The sequence below is a fragment of the Rhizobium sp. ERR 1071 genome (assembly GCF_007828675.1).
GTDB lineage: Bacteria > Pseudomonadota > Alphaproteobacteria > Rhizobiales > Rhizobiaceae > Rhizobium > Rhizobium dioscoreae.
Genome location: NZ_VITM01000002.1, coordinates 713,491 through 731,008, shown reverse-complemented (window position 1 = coordinate 731,008; position 17,518 = coordinate 713,491). Strand labels below are relative to the sequence as shown.

Annotated in this window: 13 protein-coding genes; 4 read left to right on the top strand and 9 right to left on the bottom strand. The window is 57.7% G+C overall.

Features of this window, described 5'->3' with window-relative positions; all coding sequences use genetic code 11:
- Positions 1-29: 29 nt before the first annotated feature.
- From FBZ99_RS08870 to FBZ99_RS08850, 5 genes are all read right to left on the bottom strand, one after another.
- The gene (locus FBZ99_RS08870; protein ID WP_145632596.1) at positions 30-1,034 is read right to left on the bottom strand and encodes an ABC transporter ATP-binding protein; all 1,005 of its coding nucleotides are present in this window, start codon (positions 1,032-1,034) and stop codon (positions 30-32) included.
- 12 nt (positions 1,035-1,046) lie between these two features.
- Positions 1,047-2,111 carry a Gfo/Idh/MocA family protein gene (locus FBZ99_RS08865; RefSeq protein WP_113351932.1) on the bottom strand — a complete coding sequence of 355 codons (1,065 nt, stop codon included), beginning with the start codon at positions 2,109-2,111 and terminating at the stop codon, positions 1,047-1,049.
- On the bottom strand, positions 2,108-2,947 hold the full coding sequence (locus FBZ99_RS08860) for a carbohydrate ABC transporter permease (protein ID WP_113332865.1): 840 nt from the start codon (positions 2,945-2,947) through the stop codon (positions 2,108-2,110). The genes FBZ99_RS08865 and FBZ99_RS08860 overlap by 4 nt, the downstream gene beginning before the upstream one ends.
- A 12-nt stretch (positions 2,948-2,959) precedes the next feature.
- Entirely contained in the window at positions 2,960-3,913 is a 954-nt protein-coding gene (locus tag FBZ99_RS08855; RefSeq protein WP_113351931.1) for a carbohydrate ABC transporter permease, read from the bottom strand.
- A gap of 196 nt (positions 3,914-4,109) precedes the next feature.
- The gene (locus FBZ99_RS08850; protein WP_145632593.1) at positions 4,110-5,369 is read right to left on the bottom strand and encodes an ABC transporter substrate-binding protein; all 1,260 of its coding nucleotides are present in this window, start codon (positions 5,367-5,369) and stop codon (positions 4,110-4,112) included.
- 545 nt (positions 5,370-5,914) lie between these two features.
- On the opposite strand from FBZ99_RS08850, the gene FBZ99_RS08845 reads away from it, so the two are divergent.
- A complete protein-coding gene (locus FBZ99_RS08845; RefSeq protein ID WP_113351929.1) occupies positions 5,915-6,799 on the top strand; it encodes a BadF/BadG/BcrA/BcrD ATPase family protein in 885 nt (294 codons plus the stop codon).
- Positions 6,796-7,560, top strand: a complete 765-nt coding sequence (locus FBZ99_RS08840; RefSeq protein ID WP_145632591.1) for a GntR family transcriptional regulator — start codon at positions 6,796-6,798, stop codon at positions 7,558-7,560. The genes FBZ99_RS08845 and FBZ99_RS08840 overlap by 4 nt, the downstream gene beginning before the upstream one ends.
- A gap of 130 nt (positions 7,561-7,690) precedes the next feature.
- Here FBZ99_RS08840 and metH read toward each other — a convergent pair whose 3' ends face one another.
- A complete protein-coding gene (gene metH / locus FBZ99_RS08835) occupies positions 7,691-11,467 on the bottom strand; it encodes a methionine synthase (protein WP_145632588.1) in 3,777 nt (1,258 codons plus the stop codon).
- 268 nt (positions 11,468-11,735) lie between these two features.
- Here metH and FBZ99_RS08830 point away from each other — a divergent pair, with 268 nt between their 5' ends.
- Positions 11,736-12,992 carry an AGE family epimerase/isomerase gene (locus FBZ99_RS08830; protein ID WP_145632585.1) on the top strand — a complete coding sequence of 419 codons (1,257 nt, stop codon included), beginning with the start codon at positions 11,736-11,738 and terminating at the stop codon, positions 12,990-12,992.
- A gap of 42 nt (positions 12,993-13,034) precedes the next feature.
- On the opposite strand, the gene FBZ99_RS08825 is transcribed toward FBZ99_RS08830, so the two are convergent.
- Positions 13,035-13,523, bottom strand: coding sequence for a heme-degrading domain-containing protein (locus tag FBZ99_RS08825; RefSeq protein ID WP_113332860.1), 489 nt, complete (start codon positions 13,521-13,523; stop codon positions 13,035-13,037).
- Between the two features lie 59 nt (positions 13,524-13,582).
- A complete protein-coding gene (locus tag FBZ99_RS08820; RefSeq protein ID WP_145632582.1) occupies positions 13,583-14,521 on the bottom strand; it encodes an ATP-grasp fold amidoligase family protein in 939 nt (312 codons plus the stop codon).
- 93 nt (positions 14,522-14,614) lie between these two features.
- Here FBZ99_RS08820 and FBZ99_RS08815 point away from each other — a divergent pair, with 93 nt between their 5' ends.
- Positions 14,615-16,123 carry an oligosaccharide flippase family protein gene (locus FBZ99_RS08815; RefSeq protein ID WP_113332858.1) on the top strand — a complete coding sequence of 503 codons (1,509 nt, stop codon included), beginning with the start codon at positions 14,615-14,617 and terminating at the stop codon, positions 16,121-16,123.
- Between the two features lie 4 nt (positions 16,124-16,127).
- On the opposite strand, the gene FBZ99_RS08810 is transcribed toward FBZ99_RS08815, so the two are convergent.
- Complete coding sequence (locus tag FBZ99_RS08810; RefSeq protein ID WP_186450296.1) at positions 16,128-17,288, bottom strand: GumK N-terminal domain-containing glycosyltransferase; 1,161 nt, start codon at positions 17,286-17,288, stop codon at positions 16,128-16,130.
- Positions 17,289-17,518: the final 230 nt, after the last annotated feature.

Below are 17,518 nucleotides of genomic sequence, written 5' to 3'. Positions count from 1 at the left end.
AGCCTATTGCCTCGTCTCGGTGGGGCCATTCACGCCCGGATCGCCTTGTCGTTCACATCGAAACGATGCATCTGGTTCGCATCCGGCGTCGCATAAACCATTTCGTCCGGCTCGTATTTGTGTTCACCGAAGAGACGCGCGGTGAGTAGACCGGTGGCCTCCGACTCCAGATAGATGATGGTGTCCGCACCGAGATGCTCGACGTGGATGACTTTGGCGGCCCATGTGCCCTGATCGCGTGATAGCGTGATATGCTCGGGGCGGATGCCGACGGTCTTGGCGCTGCTTTCGCCGAGACGCTCGGCCGCGATGAAATTCATCTGCGGCGAGCCGATGAAGCCGGCAACGAAAATATTGGCCGGGCGGTTATAAAGCTCCATCGGCGAGCCGATCTGCTCGATCGCACCGGCATTGAGCACGACGATCTTGTCGGCAAGCGTCATCGCTTCGACCTGATCGTGGGTCACGTAGATCATCGTTGCCTGCAGGCTGCGATGCAGCCGGGCGATTTCGAGGCGCGTCTGCACACGCAGCGCCGCATCGAGATTCGACAGCGGCTCGTCGAAGAGGAAAAGCTCCGGTTCGCGCACGATCGCGCGGCCGATGGCGACGCGCTGGCGCTGGCCTCCGGAAAGCTCCGATGGCCTGCGGGCGAGATAGGGCGCAAGTGAGAGCATGCCAGAGGCCTTTTCGACACGGGTGTCGATCTCAGCCTTCGGCGTGCCGGCCTGCTTGAGGCCCAGGCCCATATTGTCCTTGACGGTCAGATGCGGATAGAGCGCATAGGACTGGAAGACCATCGAGATGCCACGCTTGGCGGGTGGCGTCACAGTCACATCCTGGCCGTTGATCAGCACGGCACCGGAGGTCACGTCTTCGAGACCTGCGATACTGCGCAGCAGGGTCGACTTGCCGCAGCCGGAAGGACCGACGAAGATGACGAACTCACCATCCTTCACCTCGAGGTCGATGCCCTTCAGCACGTCATGCGTACCATAGGCCTTGCGGATGGATTTCAGTTGAAGCGATCCCACAGTCTTTTGTCCTTATAGATAAACGGGCTTGCCGGTGCGCACGCTCTCATCGGCAGCGAGGCATATGCGCAAAGATTGAACGGCATCAGTCATATGACGATTGAGGTCGAGATCCTCGCGGATGGCCTTCAGCATGAAGGCCTGCTCGAAGTTGCACAGTTCCTGGTGACCCGGTTCGCCGTCCATATGCAAGTCCTGATCCGGCCGGATGAACTGGCCGTCGGGTCCCGTTTCAGCGCTATGCAGCCGGATGACGGATGTCTTCGTATGCATGTCGATATCGTCGGACTTGGCGTTCTGATCCATGGCGATCGAAACCGAGCCGTTCGGCGACATGACATCCTTCACGAAGAAGGCCGTCTCCGAGATCATGGGACCCCAGGCGGCCTCGTACCAGCCGACGGAACCGTCTTCGAAGATCACCTGCAGATGGCCGTAATTATACATGTCCGGCTTGATCTCCTGCGTCAGCCGCAGGCCCATGCCGCGCACCTCGACGGGCTTGGCATCGGTGATCTGACACATGACGTCGACATAATGCACGCCGCAATCGACGATCGGCGACGTCATCTGCATCAGCGCCTTGTGCGTCGCCCAGGTCGGACCGCTCGATTGCTGATTGAGATTCATGCGGAAGACATAGGGGCCGCCGAGCTTGCGCGCTTCGGCAATCAACCGCATCCACGAGGGATGATGGCGCAGGATATAGCCGATCGTCAGCTTCTTGCCGGCTTTCTTTGCCGCCGCGACCACACGCTCGGCATCTTCGACCGTCGTGGCCAGCGGCTTCTCGACGAAGACGTGGCAGCCGGCTTCGAAGGCCATGACGGCGAAATCGGCATGGCTGTCGGAATAGGTATTGATAGAGCAGAGGTCCGGCTTCAGCTCCTTCAACGCCGTCTCGAAATCCGGATGGACCGTATATCCCCGCAACTCCTCGGGCAGCTCCCGCTTGGAGCGGTTGACGAGGCCGACGATCTCGAAGCCCGGATTGTTGTGATAGGCCAGCGCATGGCTGCGGCCCATATTGCCAAGGCCGGCAACGAGAACGCGGATCGGCTTTTCAGATAGGCTCACTTGACTGCTCCGGAGGTAATGCCGCGAATGAGTTGACGCGAAAAGATGACGTATAGGATGAGGATCGGCAGGATAGCGAGCGTCAGCGCCGCCAGCACCGCATTCCAGTTGGTGACGAACTGGCCGATGAAGATTTGCGATCCGAGCGTCACCGTCTTTGTCGCCTCGCTCGGCGCCAGGATCAACGGGAACCAAAGATCGTTCCAGATCGGGATCATGGTGAAGACGGCAACCGTCGCCATCGCCGGGCGAACCAGCGGCAGGACGAGGCGGAAGAAGATCGCATATTCGCTGAGGCCGTCGATGCGGCCGGCATTCTTCAGGTCGTCAGAAACCGTCCGCATGAACTCGGACAGGATGAAGATCGCGAGAGGCAGACCCTGTGCCGTATAGACAAGGATCAGCGCCGTCAGCGTGTTGACGAGGCCGGCGGCCACCATGCCCTGCAGGATCGCAACGGTGCCGAGGCGGATCGGGATCATGATGCCGATCGCCAGATAAAGGCCCATGACCGTATTGCCACGGAAGCGGTACTCCGACAGCGCGAAGGCGGCCATCGCGCCGAACAGCAGCGTCAGGATGATCGAGACGATCGTGACAATAAAGCTGTTCTGGAAATAGGTGAGGAAGTCCCCCTGCTTCAGAACGGTGTCATAGCCGATCATGCTGAAGGAGGATGGCGTCGGGACGCTCAAGGGCGCGCGAAAAATCGAGGCGCGATCCTTGAACGAATTGATGACGGTCAGGAACACCGGAAAGATGGCTACGAGCGTATAGGCGATGAGCGCCAGATGCACGAGGCCGGTGCGAAGGGTGGAAGTGCGTGCCTTGGACATGGGTCGCGCTCCTCAGAACTGGTAGCGACGGATGCGCCGCTGTACGATGAAAAGATAGAAGGAAACGCCGGCCAGGATGATGAGGAACATCACCGTCGCGATCGTCGCGCCCATCGAGCGGTCACCGAGCTGCAGCTGGAAGCCGAAGAAAACGCGATAAAGCAGCGTACCCAGGATATCGGTCGAGCCATCCGGCCCCGCCAGGGCGCCTTGTACGGTATAAACCAGGTCGAACGCATTGAAATTGCCGACAAAGGTGAGGATCGAGATGATGCCGATCGCCGGCAACACCAGCGGCAGCTTGATCTTCCAGAACTGGCTCCAGCCGGTGACGCCGTCGCATTCGGCCGCCTCGATAACCTCTTCGGGAATATTCAGCAGCGCGGCATAGATCAGCATCATCGGAATGCCGACATATTGCCAGACCGAAATAAGAGCCACGGTAATCAGGGCAGTGCTCGGCCTGCCGAGCCAAGGCGCGAAAAATGACTTCAGGCCGATCACATTCAGCAGCTCGGGCGCTACGCCCCAAAGCGGCGAAAGGATCAGTTTCCAAATAAAGCCGACGACGACGAAAGACAGCAGCGTCGGCAGAAAGATGGCCGTGCGATAGAAGGCGACGAAGCGCAGCTTCGGTAGCGACAGGAGTGCCGCCAGCGCAATACCGATCGGATTCTGCACGCACATATGAATGGCGAAGAAGATCAGGTTGTTGCGCAGCGCACTCCAGAAATCATGCGACCAGCGATCGTCGCCGAACAGGACCTTGAAATTGTTCAGGCCGACGAAGACGGATTGATTGTCGACGACATTGTAAAGCGACAGCCGCAAGGTCTCGATCAGCGGCAGGATCATGACCGCCGTATAGACGACAAAGGCCGGGAAAAGGAAAACGAGGATGTGCCAGCGCTTGGAGCGCCTGATCGGCGTTACGTCAAGGGCGTCTGATGTCGCGGCGTCGCTCATGGCTTTCTGCCTGTTTTTCTTGGCTGCCTGATGAGACGGCAGTGCAAAGGTTCAAATCCGCCCGTTGCCCCGGCTCTCTGGCCGGATGGAAGCGACATCAGGCGTGTCGAATGTAACGGCGAAATAATCGCCAATTACTCAAGATAATGAAAAGGGCGAGGCGCCTGAAAGGCCCCTCGCCCACATCATGCGATGCTTACTTGCCTGGTTTGTACCAGCTGTCGAGGCCCTTTTGGAGCTTCTCGGCAGCCTGTTCCGGAGTGTCCGTGCCGTTGATCACGTTTGCAGATTCGGTCCAGGTCTCATTTTCCAGGTTCGGCGTGCCGCGCGACAGGATCTGATAGGTGGAACGAACCGTCGACTTGTGATTGTCACGCCAGGAAACGAATTCCTGGGCGAGCGCATCGCTCATCTTCACCGGATGCGAGTTCAGGCTGAAGAAGCCCGGCAGCGAGTTGGCATAGATGGTTGCAAACTCGTCGGAAGCGACCCAGTCGAGGAACTTCTTGGCTTCTTCCTGGTGCTTGCTCTTCGTATTCAGGCCGACACCGATATCCGGATGGTCGGAGATGTAGGCGGTGTCGCCAGCCTTTGCGACCGGCGGCGGGAAGGCGCCCATCTTGAATTGCGCCTGGGTGTTGAAGAGAGCAATTTCCCAGGAGCCGGCCGGATAGATCGCAGCCTTGCCGAGCGTGAAGAGGTTCTGGCTGTCGGCATAGCCCTGCGCTTCGAAGCCGTCGCCGAGATAGGGCTTCCACTTGGCCAGTTCCTTGTAGGGATCGACCCACGGAGCATCCGTCAGCTTTTCCTTGCCCGCGATCAGGGCCTTGCGGCCTTCCTCACCCTTCCAGTAGTTCGGGCCGATGTTCTGGTAGCCCATGGTAGCGGCCTCCCAGAGGTCCTTCGTGCCCATCGCCATCGGAATGTAGGTGCCATCAGCCTTGATCTTGTCGAGAACGGCGAAGAACTCGTCACGCGTCATCGGTACCTTCAGGCCGAGCTTGTCGAAAGCGTCCTTGTTGTAGATGAACCCGTGGATGACCGAAGCCATCGGCACGCAGAAGGTCGACTTGCCATCATCGGTCGACCAGGCAGCCTTGGCAACAGCCGAGAAGTTTTCCATGCCCTTCAGCTTGGTCAGATCGACAAGATGCTTCTTGTTGAAGAGGTCAAGCGAGGCGTCGAACGGACGGCAGGTGATGATATCGCCCGCGGAACCGGCATCGAGCTTGGCGTTCAGCGATGCGTTGTATTCGGTTGGAGCCGTCGGCGAGAAGACAATCTTGATCCCCGGGTTCTTCGCCTCGAAAGCCGGGATGATCTTTTCCTGCCAGATCTGCAGGTCGTCGTTACGCCAGCTTTCAACCGTCAGCGTCACATCGGCCGCATGCGCCAGGCTGACAGAAGTCAGCAGGCTCGATGCGAGAAGCAAGCCTTTCAGAACATTGGTTTTCATTTCCCTCTCCTGTTTTCCGCGCCATAGCAAGGCGCTGTTCTCGATCTGAAAATCCGCTGGCCTGTCCGAGGAGACGGTCAGCGCTCCATAGGGACCGCCAATATTGCCGACCCCTCCATGCAAAAGGCTTCAGAGGCTTTGCGCCTGATCAGCCCAATCAATTGCCGTCGCCGCCACTAGACGGAGACACAGCAAGAACCACGCGGGAAAATTATGACGAACGTCAAAACGGGATCCTCCTGATCCCTAACGGCCTGGCGCAACGACGAGATGCGCGCCCTTCCGCCTCACTTACCGGCTGTTGTTTTTCTGCCGGCTTTGCCGATGTCCGTTCGCACTGTTCCCTTGGACCGAATTAAGTCCAAAAAAATACCAATTGTCCAGCCGAATTTAACTTTCGGATACAAAAAGATTGGAGCTCATTAATTTAACAAGGCAATTCAATGGGATAAAAACAATCAAAAATGCCTGCCTTGCCTATTGGTAAATGGTATTTTTTTGGTATTGTATGGAAAAACGGGGAACAGGCGGCATCCGGAGGCGTGATGGGGCAGTTTGCAATTGGTATCGATGGCGGTGGCACGAGTTGCAGGGCGGCTGTCATAGACGCTGCGGGAAAGGTGCTCGGCACCGGCAAAGCCGGCGCGGCGAACATCCTCTCCGATCTGGAAAACTCGCTGATACATATCGTCGCCTCGGCAAAGCAGGCCTTGATCGATGCGAACCTCGCCCCTGAACTGCTGCGGGAATTGCCTGCCATTATCGGAACCGCCGGGGCCAATGTCGGCAATTATGGTAAGCAGGTCGAAGGCGCCCTGCCCTTTGCGAGCACGCGTGTTGTCACCGATGCAACCATTGCCCTTCAAGGCGCGCTTGGCGACGCCGATGGCGTTATCGGCGCCTTTGGCACCGGCTCTGTCTACAATGCCCGCCGCGGCGGCAAAAGCTGGGGCATCGGCGGCTGGGGGTTTGTCGTCGGCGATCAGGCAAGCGGCGCACGCCTTGGTCGCGATCTGCTCGAAAAAGCGCTTCTGGCTCATGACCGGGTGACACCCGGCTCAGCGCTGACGGCATCGATCATGGCGGAATACGGCAATGATCCCGAACGGATCGTCGAATTTGCGCACGCCTCCAAGCCCAAGGATTTTGCCCGCTATGCGCCTGTTATCTTCGAATATGCCGGCATGGAGGATGCAGTCGCCATCGACATCGTGAGAACTGCAGCGAAATCGATAACCGAAAGCCTGGATGCGCTGCTTTGGCCGGAATGCCCTTCGATCTGCCTTCTCGGCGGCGTCGCTCAGGCTTATCGTCCCTGGCTCGACGAACGTCACAAGGCGATTCTCGCCGAACCCAAGGGCGATGTCTTGCGCGGCGCCGTGGAACTGGCAGCAAAACTGCTGCGGGGCGGAGAGGAAAACAGGGCATGACCGAAGATTTGAGTGCAATCTTCTCGCCGGAGCGCCTTTCCGTGGGCGGCACAGGCCCGCTCTACGTCAAGCTGCGCCGCACGCTTGAGGAGGCAGTGAAGGTCGGGAGGCTGAAGCATGGGGATGCACTGCCGCCGGAACGTGACATTGCCGAATTTGCTGCGGTCAGCCGCGTCACTGTCCGCAAGGCAATCGACGACCTCGTCGCCGAAGGCGTACTCGTCCGCCGCCACGGCTCGGGCACATTCGTCGCAAAACCCGTTTCAAAGGTGGAGCAGCGGCTGTCGCAGCTGACATCCTTTACCGAGGACATGGCGCGGCGCGGGATGACAGCTCGCTCCGAATGGCTGCATAAGGGCATCCACACGCCCTCCCCGGATGAGATGATGATCCTCGGCCTTGCCGCCGACACGAAGGTATCGCGGCTGAGCCGTCTCCGCATTGCCGACGACCAGCCACTGGCGATCGAGCATGCCAGCGTCTCCGGCGAATTCCTGCCGGATCCGTCTGTCGTGACCACATCGCTCTACGCAGAGCTGGAAAAGCGTCAGGTGCGCCCTGTTCGCGCGGTGCAGCGCATATCCGCGACCAACATGAAGGAGGCCGATGCGGGCTTGCTCGGCGTTCCCGTCGGCGCTGCCGGCCTTTCGATCGAGCGCATCTCCTATCTCGGTTCCGGCCGCGCAGTGGAATTCACCCGGTCGCTCTATCGCGGCGACGCCTATGATTTCGTCGCGGAACTGACGATTGGCGCAAATTAGCTTACGTCTGCAAGACCGTAAAAATCCCAGAATCAAAAAAAGCGCCACCCCAACCGAATGGCTGAGGTGGCGCTTTTATATAGAATCAAATTCTAAGCTAAACTCGGCAAGTCTTTGACATGACTCGCGGTCAGGCTGCGTCGTCGACTGCGGCCTCGCGCTTCTCCGACACGTAATTGAGAACCGGACCCAACCAGCGCTCCACCTCGCCCACGGGCATGCCCTTGCGGGCAGCGTAGTCCTCGACCTGATCGCGCTCGATCTTGGCGACACCGAAATAGTAGGAAGACGGGTGAGCGATATAAATGCCCGAGACGGAAGAACCGGGCCACATCGCATAGCTTTCCGTGAGCTTTACGCCCGTTGCCGCTTCGGCATCCAGCAGGCGGAAAAGCGTATCCTTCTCGGTATGGTCAGGCTGCGCCGGATAGCCCGGTGCTGGACGGATGCCCGTGTAGGCTTCTTGAACGAGCTCCTCGCTCGTGAAATTCTCATCCGCGGCATAGCCCCAGAACTCTCGACGCACCCGCTCATGCATCCGCTCGGCGAACGCTTCGGCAAAGCGGTCGGCCAGTGCCTTGACGAGGATCGATGAATAATCGTCATTGGCGCGCTCGAAGCGTTCGGCAATGGCCACCTCCTCGATACCGGCCGTAACAACGAAACCGCCGACGTAATCGCCGACACCACTGGAAACCGGCGCCACAAAATCCGACAACGCGACATTCGGACGACCGTCCCGCTTCGACAGCTGCTGCCGCAGCGTATAGAAGGTTGCAAGCTCCTCGTTGCGGCTTTCGTCGGTGAACAGCCTGATATCGTCGCCGACCGCGCCCGCCGGCCAGAAACCGATGACGGCGCGTGGGCGGAACCAGTTTTCCGCGATGATCTTTTCCAGCATCGCCTGCGCATCGCTGTAAAGCTGGCGTGCGGCCTCGCCTTGCTTCTCGTCTTCGAGAATTGCCGGAAAACGTCCCTTGAGCTCCCAGGTCTGGAAGAATGGGGTCCAGTCGATATATTTCGCCAATTCGGCAAGATCGTAGCTCTCGAACACCTTGGTTCCGAAGAACTGCGGTCTGACCGGCTTGTAATCAGACCACTCCACCTTCTCGGCATTCTCGCGCGCCCTTGCGATCGACAGGCGCACCTTCTCCGCCTCGCTGCGCGCGTGGGCGGCCGCGACCTTGGAATACTCAGCCCGAACGGTATCGATATAGCCCTGCCGCGCATCCTGCGATAGCAGAGCGGATACGACACCAACGGCACGGCTCGCATCCGTAACATAGACGGTTTGCCCGCGGTGATAGCCGGGATGGATCTTCACCGCGGTATGGACGCGGCTCGTCGTAGCGCCACCGATCAACAATGGTATATCGAAGCCCTGCCGCTCCATCTCGGAAGCGACATGCACCATTTCGTCCAGAGACGGCGTGATGAGCCCCGACAGACCGATAATATCGACCTTCTCTGCGATCGCAGTTTCGAGAATCTTCGTCGCCGGCACCATGACGCCAAGATCAATGATCTCATAATTGTTGCAGGCGAGTACGACCCCGACGATATTCTTGCCGATGTCGTGGACATCACCCTTGACGGTCGCCATCAGCACCTTACCGGCCGACTTCCTCTCTCCGTCGCCGCCATTGGCGAGCTTCTCGGCCTCCATGTAGGGAAGCAGCACGGCAACTGCTTGCTTCATCACACGGGCGGACTTCACCACCTGTGGCAGGAACATCTTGCCCGAACCGAAGAGATCGCCAACGACATTCATGCCGGCCATCAGCGGGCCTTCGATGACATGCAACGGCCGTTCAGCAGCCTGGCGCGCTTCCTCTGTATCGGCCTCGATATATTCGGTAATGCCGTTGACCAACGCATGTTCGAGCCGCTTCTCCACCGGCCATTCGCGCCAGGAAAGATCCTGTGCCTTGGCCTCCTTACTGCCGGAACCGCGGAAGCGTTCGGCAATCTCAAGCAGACGCTCTGTGCTGTCCGGACGGCGGTTGAGCACGACGTCCTCGCAGGCTTCCCGCAGTTCCGGATCGATATTGTCATAGACGGCAAGCTGCCCGGCATTGACGATGCCCATGTCCATACCCGCTTGAATGGCGTGATAGAGGAACACGGCATGCATCGCCTCGCGAACGGGTTCGTTGCCGCGGAACGAGAAGGACAGGTTTGAGACACCGCCGGAAATATGAACGAGCGGCATCGTCTGGCGGATCGTCCTCGTCGCTTCGATGAAGTCGACACCGTAGTTGTTGTGCTCTTCGATACCCGTCGCAACGGCGAAGATATTCGGATCGAAGATGATGTCTTCCGGCGACAGGCCCGCCACTTCCGTCAACAGTTTATAGGCACGCGAGCAGATCTCGACCTTGCGCTCGTAGCTATCAGCTTGACCTGTCTCATCGAAGGCCATGACGACGACCGCTGCGCCGTACATGCGCATCAATCGAGCCTGCTTGAGAAAATTCTCCTCGCCTTCCTTCAGCGAAATGGAGTTGACGATCGGCTTGCCTTGAACGCATTTCAGGCCGGCCTCGATAATCGAGAACTTCGAACTGTCGATCATGACCGGAACGCGGGCAATATCCGGTTCGGCGGCGATGAGGTTGAGAAACTCTACCATCGCCTTTTCAGAATCGATCAGGCCCTCGTCCATGTTGATGTCAATGACCTGCGCACCATTCTCGACCTGGTCGCGAGCAACGGCAAGCGCCGCCGTATAATCGGCATTGGTGATCAGCTTGCGGAATTTCGCCGAACCGGTGACATTCGTGCGCTCGCCGACGTTGACGAACGGGATGTCCTTGGTCAACTCGAACGGCTCGAGACCGGAGAGCGACATGAACGGCCGATGTTCGGCAAGCTGGCGCGGCGGATATTTCGAAACCGCCTGAGCGATCGCCGCAATATGCTCGGGCGTGGAGCCACAGCAGCCACCAACGATATTGACCAGACCTTCGCGGGCGAATTCCTCGACCTGAGCGGCCATCATCTCGGGCGTCTCGTCATACTGACCGAATTCGTTCGGCAATCCGGCATTAGGATAGGCGCAAATGAAGGTGTCCGCGGCCGCGGAAAGCTCCTGCAGATGCGGTCGCATGGCATTGGCTCCAAGCGCACAATTGAGGCCGATCGTGAAGGGGCTGGCGTGGCGCACGGAATTCCAGAAGGCTGACGGCGTTTGACCGGACAGCGTGCGCCCGGAAAGATCGGTGATGGTGCCTGAAATCATGACGGGCAAACGGATGCCCTTGGCGTCGAAACGCTCTTCGCAGGCAAAGATCGCCGCTTTTGCGTTCAACGTATCGAAAATCGTCTCGATCAGAATGATATCGGCACCACCATCGATCAGGCCATCGATCTGTTCGCCATAGGCAAGACGCAAATCATCAAAGGTAACCGCACGATAGCCAGGATTGTTGACATCGGGAGAGATGGAGGCGGTCCGATTGGTCGGACCGATGGCGCCCGCAACGAAGCGGCGCTTGCCATCCTCACGCTCTGCGCGGATCGCCGCTCGGCGCACAATTTCCGCGCCCTCCTTGTTGAGGTCGTAGACCGCACCTTCCATCTGGTAGTCCGCCTGCGCGATGCTGGTGGATGAGAAGGTGTTGGTCTCCAGAATATCGGCGCCCGCCTTGGCGTAGCGATAATGTATCTCTTCAATCGCACCGGGCTGGGTCAAAATGAGAAGGTCGTTGTTGCCCTTCTGGTGGCAGGCACAGCCGACGAAACGATGACCGCGAAACTGATCTTCGTCAAAGCCAAGGCCTTGAATCTGCGTGCCCATGGCGCCATCAAGCACGAGGATTCGCTCGCTCGCAGCCTTTCGCAAGGCCTCAAACACCTCGCTGCCGTCGCGCTTCGCCGTTCCCGAACCAAAAAGATTGTCAAACATAAGCGAACTCCTCGGGCCAGATTGCGACTTCACAATCAGATCACATAAAGATATCTTTATGTCAACATATGTATGCTTTCAACCACTCGATAGCAAGAACGATGCGTCCATCCTTCCGGCCGTTTCAGGAAAATAACCGCACCATGGGCTAATTGCCGATCCGACCATGGACAACGCAGTGCCGACGACACAGTTTCGTCCATAACGCCATGACAGCGCTTTCGGGCGGCGCTATACGGCGTCAGGAAAAGAATCCATGGAGGACGGCATGAACATACAGGTTGAACCCGCAGCGCTCGGAAACTGGAGCACGCGCGCCTACCATCGGCGTTGGCTGCTTGATCAAGCGGACGCGCTTTTCGATTTCTTCCAATACCGCGCCGTCAATCCCAAAGGCGGCTTCTACGACATGGACGATGCCGGCAAGCCGTTGGATAAGGCAAATCCCGTGCGCGGCATTCATTCGACCGCCCGCATGGTGCACTGCTTCTCGATCGGGTCGTTGCTCGGTCGTCCCGGCGCAAACGAAATTGTCGACCACGGCATGAACTATCTATGGAATCATCATCGCGACACGGAGCATGGTGGCTACTTTTGGTCGCTGAACAATGACGGCCCCGTCGATTCCAGCAAGCAGGGCTACGGCCACGCTTTTGTGCTGCTTGCTGCCTCATCCGCAAAGACGATCGGCCATCCACTGGCCGATGGCATGTTGGCAGATGTCACGGAAATTCTGAATACTAAGTTCTGGGAAGCGAAGCACGGAGCGATTGCCGAGGAATTCAATCGAGATTGGTCGTTGATCGACGGAGGCACCTATCGCGGCCAGAACTCCAACATGCACCTGACGGAAGCCCTGATGGCCGCATTCGAAGCGACCAGCGACAAGACATATCTCGAAAAAGCAGAAAGTATCGCCGATCTCGTCATTCGCCGCTCGGCTGGATCCGTCGGCTGGCGCGTTGCCGAACACTTCAACGCCGATTGGGTGCTCGACAAGAATTACCGCGGCAACGAGATGTTCCGTCCATCGGGAACGACGCCAGGGCACTGGCTGGAATGGGCGCGTCTCATCCTGCAACTCTGGACGCTGGGGGAAAAGCGTCATGACTGGATGCCGGAAGCAGCCAAGGGTCTCTTCTCCCAATCCATGTCACTCGGCTGGGACAATAAGAAGAATGGATTCTTCTATACGCTCGACTGGGAAGATGTGCCGGCAAAGCGCAACAAGCTTTGGTGGCCTGCATGCGAGGGTGCCGGTGCGGCCCACTATCTGAATGAACACGTCCCGAGCGATTTCCACGAAGAAAGCTACCGCAAGATCTGGAGCGTAATCGGCCAGGCCTTTATCGATCGTGCCAATGGCGGCTGGCATGAGGAACTGACGGAAGATCTCGTTCCTGCTCACACGCTGTTCCCGGGCAAGGGCGACATCTATCACGCCCTGCAGGCATGCCTCATCCCCCTCTTCCCGGCAACGGGAAGCTTGACCAAAGTCATCGCCGAGGCTGGCGGCAAGATCTAAAATCGGCGGCGGCGCCCGATCGACGTGCGCCGCCTCGCCGCTCTATGCGAGGCTGAGATTGTGAAGCTCGTGGCCGAGAGTGAGAGCCAAGGCTTCGACAACGAGATTATGGTCTTCCCGCTGCGGCAGCCCAGAAACGGTGACGGCGCCGATGCAGCCCGTGCCGTTGACGAAGATCGGAAAGCTGCCACCAGACGCAGCATATTCGGTGCTGGAAAGCCCGTTGTCTTCGATCGTTTTGCCCTGCTGCTGCAGCCGCAACGTGCTGGCGTAGCTGCTTCGGAAGTAACGCAGCACCATGTTGCGCTTCCGACGGATCCAGTTGGAGTTGTCGGGCGTCGAACCGGGCAAAGCTATGTAGAAAACCGGCATGGAATGAAGCGTGATATCGATAGCAACACCCATGTTGCGCTCGCTGGCGAGGTCGCGCAACAGCTTGCCGAGCACCCAAGCGGTCGAAAGGTCAAAAGCATCGAAACGCAGCGTTTCCTCTTGCAACTCGATTCGAGCAAGGTCCTGGTCGATCGTCATGGAAAACCTTCTTTAAAAATAGATCGGCCTATCAAACGCGCAGAGAATGATTTGTCCACCTATCTCTTCGGTATTTCGAAGCCAAGCTGCCACTTCTGACCGATTGAGAAGTCATATTCATCCGGCTCGAATGCCTCGAAACCTCCGCCTGGATAGAAGGTCAGCTCCCCGACGCTGACCCACTCTGCCGACGCATAGAGATCGACACGAACGAAGTCGATATCGCGAGCGACCGTTTCAGCGACGTGAATCATCTCCTCGAGCCGCGACGGGCGGGCTACTTCGCCTGGATAGAGACCGAGATAATCCCGGTCATAGAACGGCAGCTTCTGCCAGTCGGGAGTGTAGTTGCACGAATAGCCTCGACCATTTTCGCGTATGTCGATCTCGATATGCGAGACCTTCCCGCCAAATGTGAAGAACCGGTAGTCCCACGGAACTCGCCCATCGATGAGCAGCATGCTTTCAATAAGAATGCGAGGCTTTAATTGGCTGTAAGCCCACTCTCTGTTGTAACGGGAATGATTGATTGCCAGCCACTCGCCGGACGGATCGTTCTTAAGGAGACGATCGACGTCGGCTTCACCGTAGAGAAATCGCCCCACACCGCTCGCATGGGTTGGCTTCACAACTGCCGGCAATGAAATCCCTGACCAATCCACGGAGGCTAGATCGTTCCCAACCCAAAGCGTCGGGATAACATATTGGCTGCCAACCCTTTCTCCAATCAACCCTTTCGCATCGGCCTTGTCTACGAGGCGCGGAAAGAGAGGGTTGCGATCGTATAATTTGCGCGCCTGTACCTTCTCGGTAAAGGTTTGAGGAGATGACAAATTAGGGAATTTGCCGCGAATGGCGCGATACTTAAGCGCACAATAGGTCTTATCGGGCAAAGGCGACATGAGCCGCCAGAGAAGGTTATGCGCGCGCTCGCGCAATCCCTTCTGCAGATATCCCGGGATGAGAAATCCATCTTGATCGGCGGCTCGATCTATCATGGTGACGGTCTCGAATTTCAACTAGAAAGCAAGTGAAAACTATCAGCCGCCCTTTAACACAAGGTTATGCGTAAGCCTTCAAGATAGATAGCCATGAGCGCGTTCGTACCCAATCTCCTAAAAAGCTCGTTGATTAGCTTGGCGGCGACGCTTATCTCGCTTGCCGCGGGCTTTGCGAGCAGCATCATCGCAGCCCGCCTGCTCGGTCCTGCGGGGTCTGGCAACGTCGCCTACGCATTATGGATTGCAACGTCAGCTGCAGCATTGGCCGACATGGGCCTGCCTCAGACCCTGCTGCGCAATGCGGGCGGTCACGCGGACGATGGTGATGCATGGAAGGCGTTGGTCGTCACTGCGCTCCGCAGTTTCCTTATATCGGTCAGCATGGTCAGTATAGGGATTCTTCTCTTTGCCGCGATCACCTATGCTTATCGCGATGCATGGCATGCGTGCTTCTGGCTGGTCACCGGGCTCCTCTTTCTTAGTTATGCGTTCTACGCATTTTCCACAGCCGTGGCACGCGGAAGAAACCGGTTCGGGCAGACCGCCCGCACTACCCTGCTCGGTGGGGCTATGCAGGTCCCACTTGTATTCATCGGAGCCTGGTTGCTAGGCCCGACGGGAGCTTTAATCGGCTATATCGCCCGCTACCTACCGCAAGCCTTGAAATTGCGCGACTATGTCCACCCCACCGCAAGACACTCGCGGAAAAATCTATCGCCGGAACTGTTGCGCTATGGCCGGTACATCTGGTTCAGCGATCTCATCGAGATCCTCATCCTCTCCCGCATTGAATTCCTTTTTCTCGGCATCTTTCTTTCTCCCACCAGTATCGGCTACTTCGCTGCCGGACTCGGTCTGGCCGGTCTCATCGAACAGATCATGCTCCAGATATCGCCGGCATTAATCGTCAACTTCACCGAAGCTCACGCAAGAAGCGATCCGCAGTCTCTCAATGCAGCTTACAGGCGCGTCATCCGCATAGTCGCCCTGGTCATGCTGCCGATCAGCATGGGTGGCGCAGCCATCATGCCTGAGCTTTTGCCGACGATCTTCGGCGATGTTTTCGAGCCCGCCGTGCCGGCTGCAACCACACTGCTAGCCTTCGTATGGCTTGCCGGCATGTCCGTGGTCCCCTGGGGTATCATCAGTGCAGCTGGACGAAGCGCCATTGTGCTACGCGTGCAGATTACAAGCGCTGTAGCAACGATACTCTTGCTAATCGCTTTCGTGCCATCCCTCGGCCTGGAAGGCGCGGCTCTAGCTCGCGCGATGACCGTGACATTGACGTTTGTGTTGCTTTGCTGGATGGCCCGGAAATATGTCGGCGTCACAGTCCCTTTGACTGCGTTGGCGAAAACGGTTCTTGCGGCAGCTCTCTGTGCGGGTGCAGCAAGCCTCGGCATTTACAGTCTCGATGGGCTACCGGCACTTTTAAGCGCCATTCCCGCTGGAGCAATTACCTATCTGTTGGCTATTCGTTTCTTACGCTTGATTACGACCGAAGACGTACAAATTCTGATGACGACGGCTGGTGGAAGATTGCCGAGCGTATCACGTCTTTTCGCTGGCAGATTGCTAAGCTTCCTTGTACCCGGCTGAGCGATTATTGGGCTTCGTATGCGGCAGCCAGAGTTTGCCGCGCAACCTCGTCCCAGGTCATTATTCCATCGCGGAAAGCCGCCGAACGCTGCATCGCCAGCGCTGCGTCGATCTTTTCTCGCCAGGCGACCTCGCCATCCAATCGATAGGCAATCCCGTTGGTGCGGGTAAAGGGTACGAGGTCAGGTAACAGGATCGGCAGACCACAATAGCTGTATTGGGCGAGTTTCAGGCTCGATTCCGCGAGATAGACCTCATCCGCGGTCAAGCGATAGGGAGCAATACCGAAATCAGCATGTTGCACGTAAGGGATGATGCTCTCAAAGTCCCTTTCGCCGTAGATGGTGACATTCGGTCGGGCCCAGCCATTCCATGTGGCACCAAAAACATGAAAATTCACATCCGGCGCGGCAGCAGCCATCGCGGCGACGGAAGTTTGGTCAAAAAGCATATTGCCGATGGAAATTGCATTGCGGCTACCGGGGGTATAGGGGGATGGCAGTTCGCGATCGAACAGAGTCGCATCAACGCCTTGCGGGATAGTACGCACACGCCCGCCAGGGGGGAGCATGGCACCCAGCCGCTGTGAAGGAACGCAAATCGCATCAAAGTGGGCGATCTGCCGAACTTCGATATCCTGTAGCGCCGAGGCAGCCCCGATGGTTCTCAGTAGATCGCGACAAAAATACAAAATCCGCGCCCTTGGATTTATTTTCTTGACCTTGGACAAGAAAGCCAGAGCGGAACCGCTCTCAATCAGCACTAGATCTGCGTCGGCTATAGCACGGCGCGCAAAGGGAGGGAAAAAGCTGCCATAGAGCCAAAATAGCGCGGGGCTAACTGCATTGATAAAACGGTTACCGGAACTGAAAGCATGTAGTGGAGGGAGACATGCGCCGGCTCTCAAATTAGCAGCGATGGTCTGAAACCGGTTTGCCTGATCTTGGGACAAAGCACGAAAGCGCCGGCGATCCTTAAGCAAAGTGAGCCAGCTGTGGCCGATAGTGAGAAAATGGACTTCATGCCCCTGCTCGGCCCAGCGGGATGCAATGAAGTGAATTGACGCCTTGCGGTAGCCGCGCAAAAACGCATGCGACGTCAAGATCACGATTTTTCGTCGTAGCTGCGCCTCTCGGCTGCCCAGCTCTAGTTCACCATTTGCCAAAGGCGATCCCCAACAGCGACCCTCAGCCGGTTTATGTCATGACCGACATTCAAACATCGATGAGGTCGCAGCGACGAACAGTCATGTCCGGGGCATTGATAGCCGCAACCAAAGCCCAATTCCGCGGGATATGAACCGCAAGCGCCTAACATGCGGTTAAAGTTGTATCATCAATCATCACATTCATAGGCTGCAGCTCGCATGGAATTGATCAGAATTGAACAGTGGGT

Coding starts and splice junctions, on each gene's coding strand:
- FBZ99_RS08860 (WP_113332865.1), bottom strand. CDS start 2,947: ATGTCCAAGGCACGCACTTCCACCCTTCGCACCGGCCTCGTGCATCTG.
- FBZ99_RS08855 (WP_113351931.1), bottom strand. CDS start 3,913: ATGAGCGACGCCGCGACATCAGACGCCCTTGACGTAACGCCGATCAGG.
- FBZ99_RS08850 (WP_145632593.1), bottom strand. CDS start 5,369: ATGAAAACCAATGTTCTGAAAGGCTTGCTTCTCGCATCGAGCCTGCTG.
- FBZ99_RS08845 (WP_113351929.1), top strand. CDS start 5,915: ATGGGGCAGTTTGCAATTGGTATCGATGGCGGTGGCACGAGTTGCAGG.
- FBZ99_RS08840 (WP_145632591.1), top strand. CDS start 6,796: ATGACCGAAGATTTGAGTGCAATCTTCTCGCCGGAGCGCCTTTCCGTG.
- metH (WP_145632588.1), bottom strand. CDS start 11,467: ATGTTTGACAATCTTTTTGGTTCGGGAACGGCGAAGCGCGACGGCAGC.
- FBZ99_RS08830 (WP_145632585.1), top strand. CDS start 11,736: ATGAACATACAGGTTGAACCCGCAGCGCTCGGAAACTGGAGCACGCGC.
- FBZ99_RS08825 (WP_113332860.1), bottom strand. CDS start 13,523: ATGACGATCGACCAGGACCTTGCTCGAATCGAGTTGCAAGAGGAAACG.
- FBZ99_RS08820 (WP_145632582.1), bottom strand. CDS start 14,521: ATGATAGATCGAGCCGCCGATCAAGATGGATTTCTCATCCCGGGATAT.
- FBZ99_RS08815 (WP_113332858.1), top strand. CDS start 14,615: ATGAGCGCGTTCGTACCCAATCTCCTAAAAAGCTCGTTGATTAGCTTG.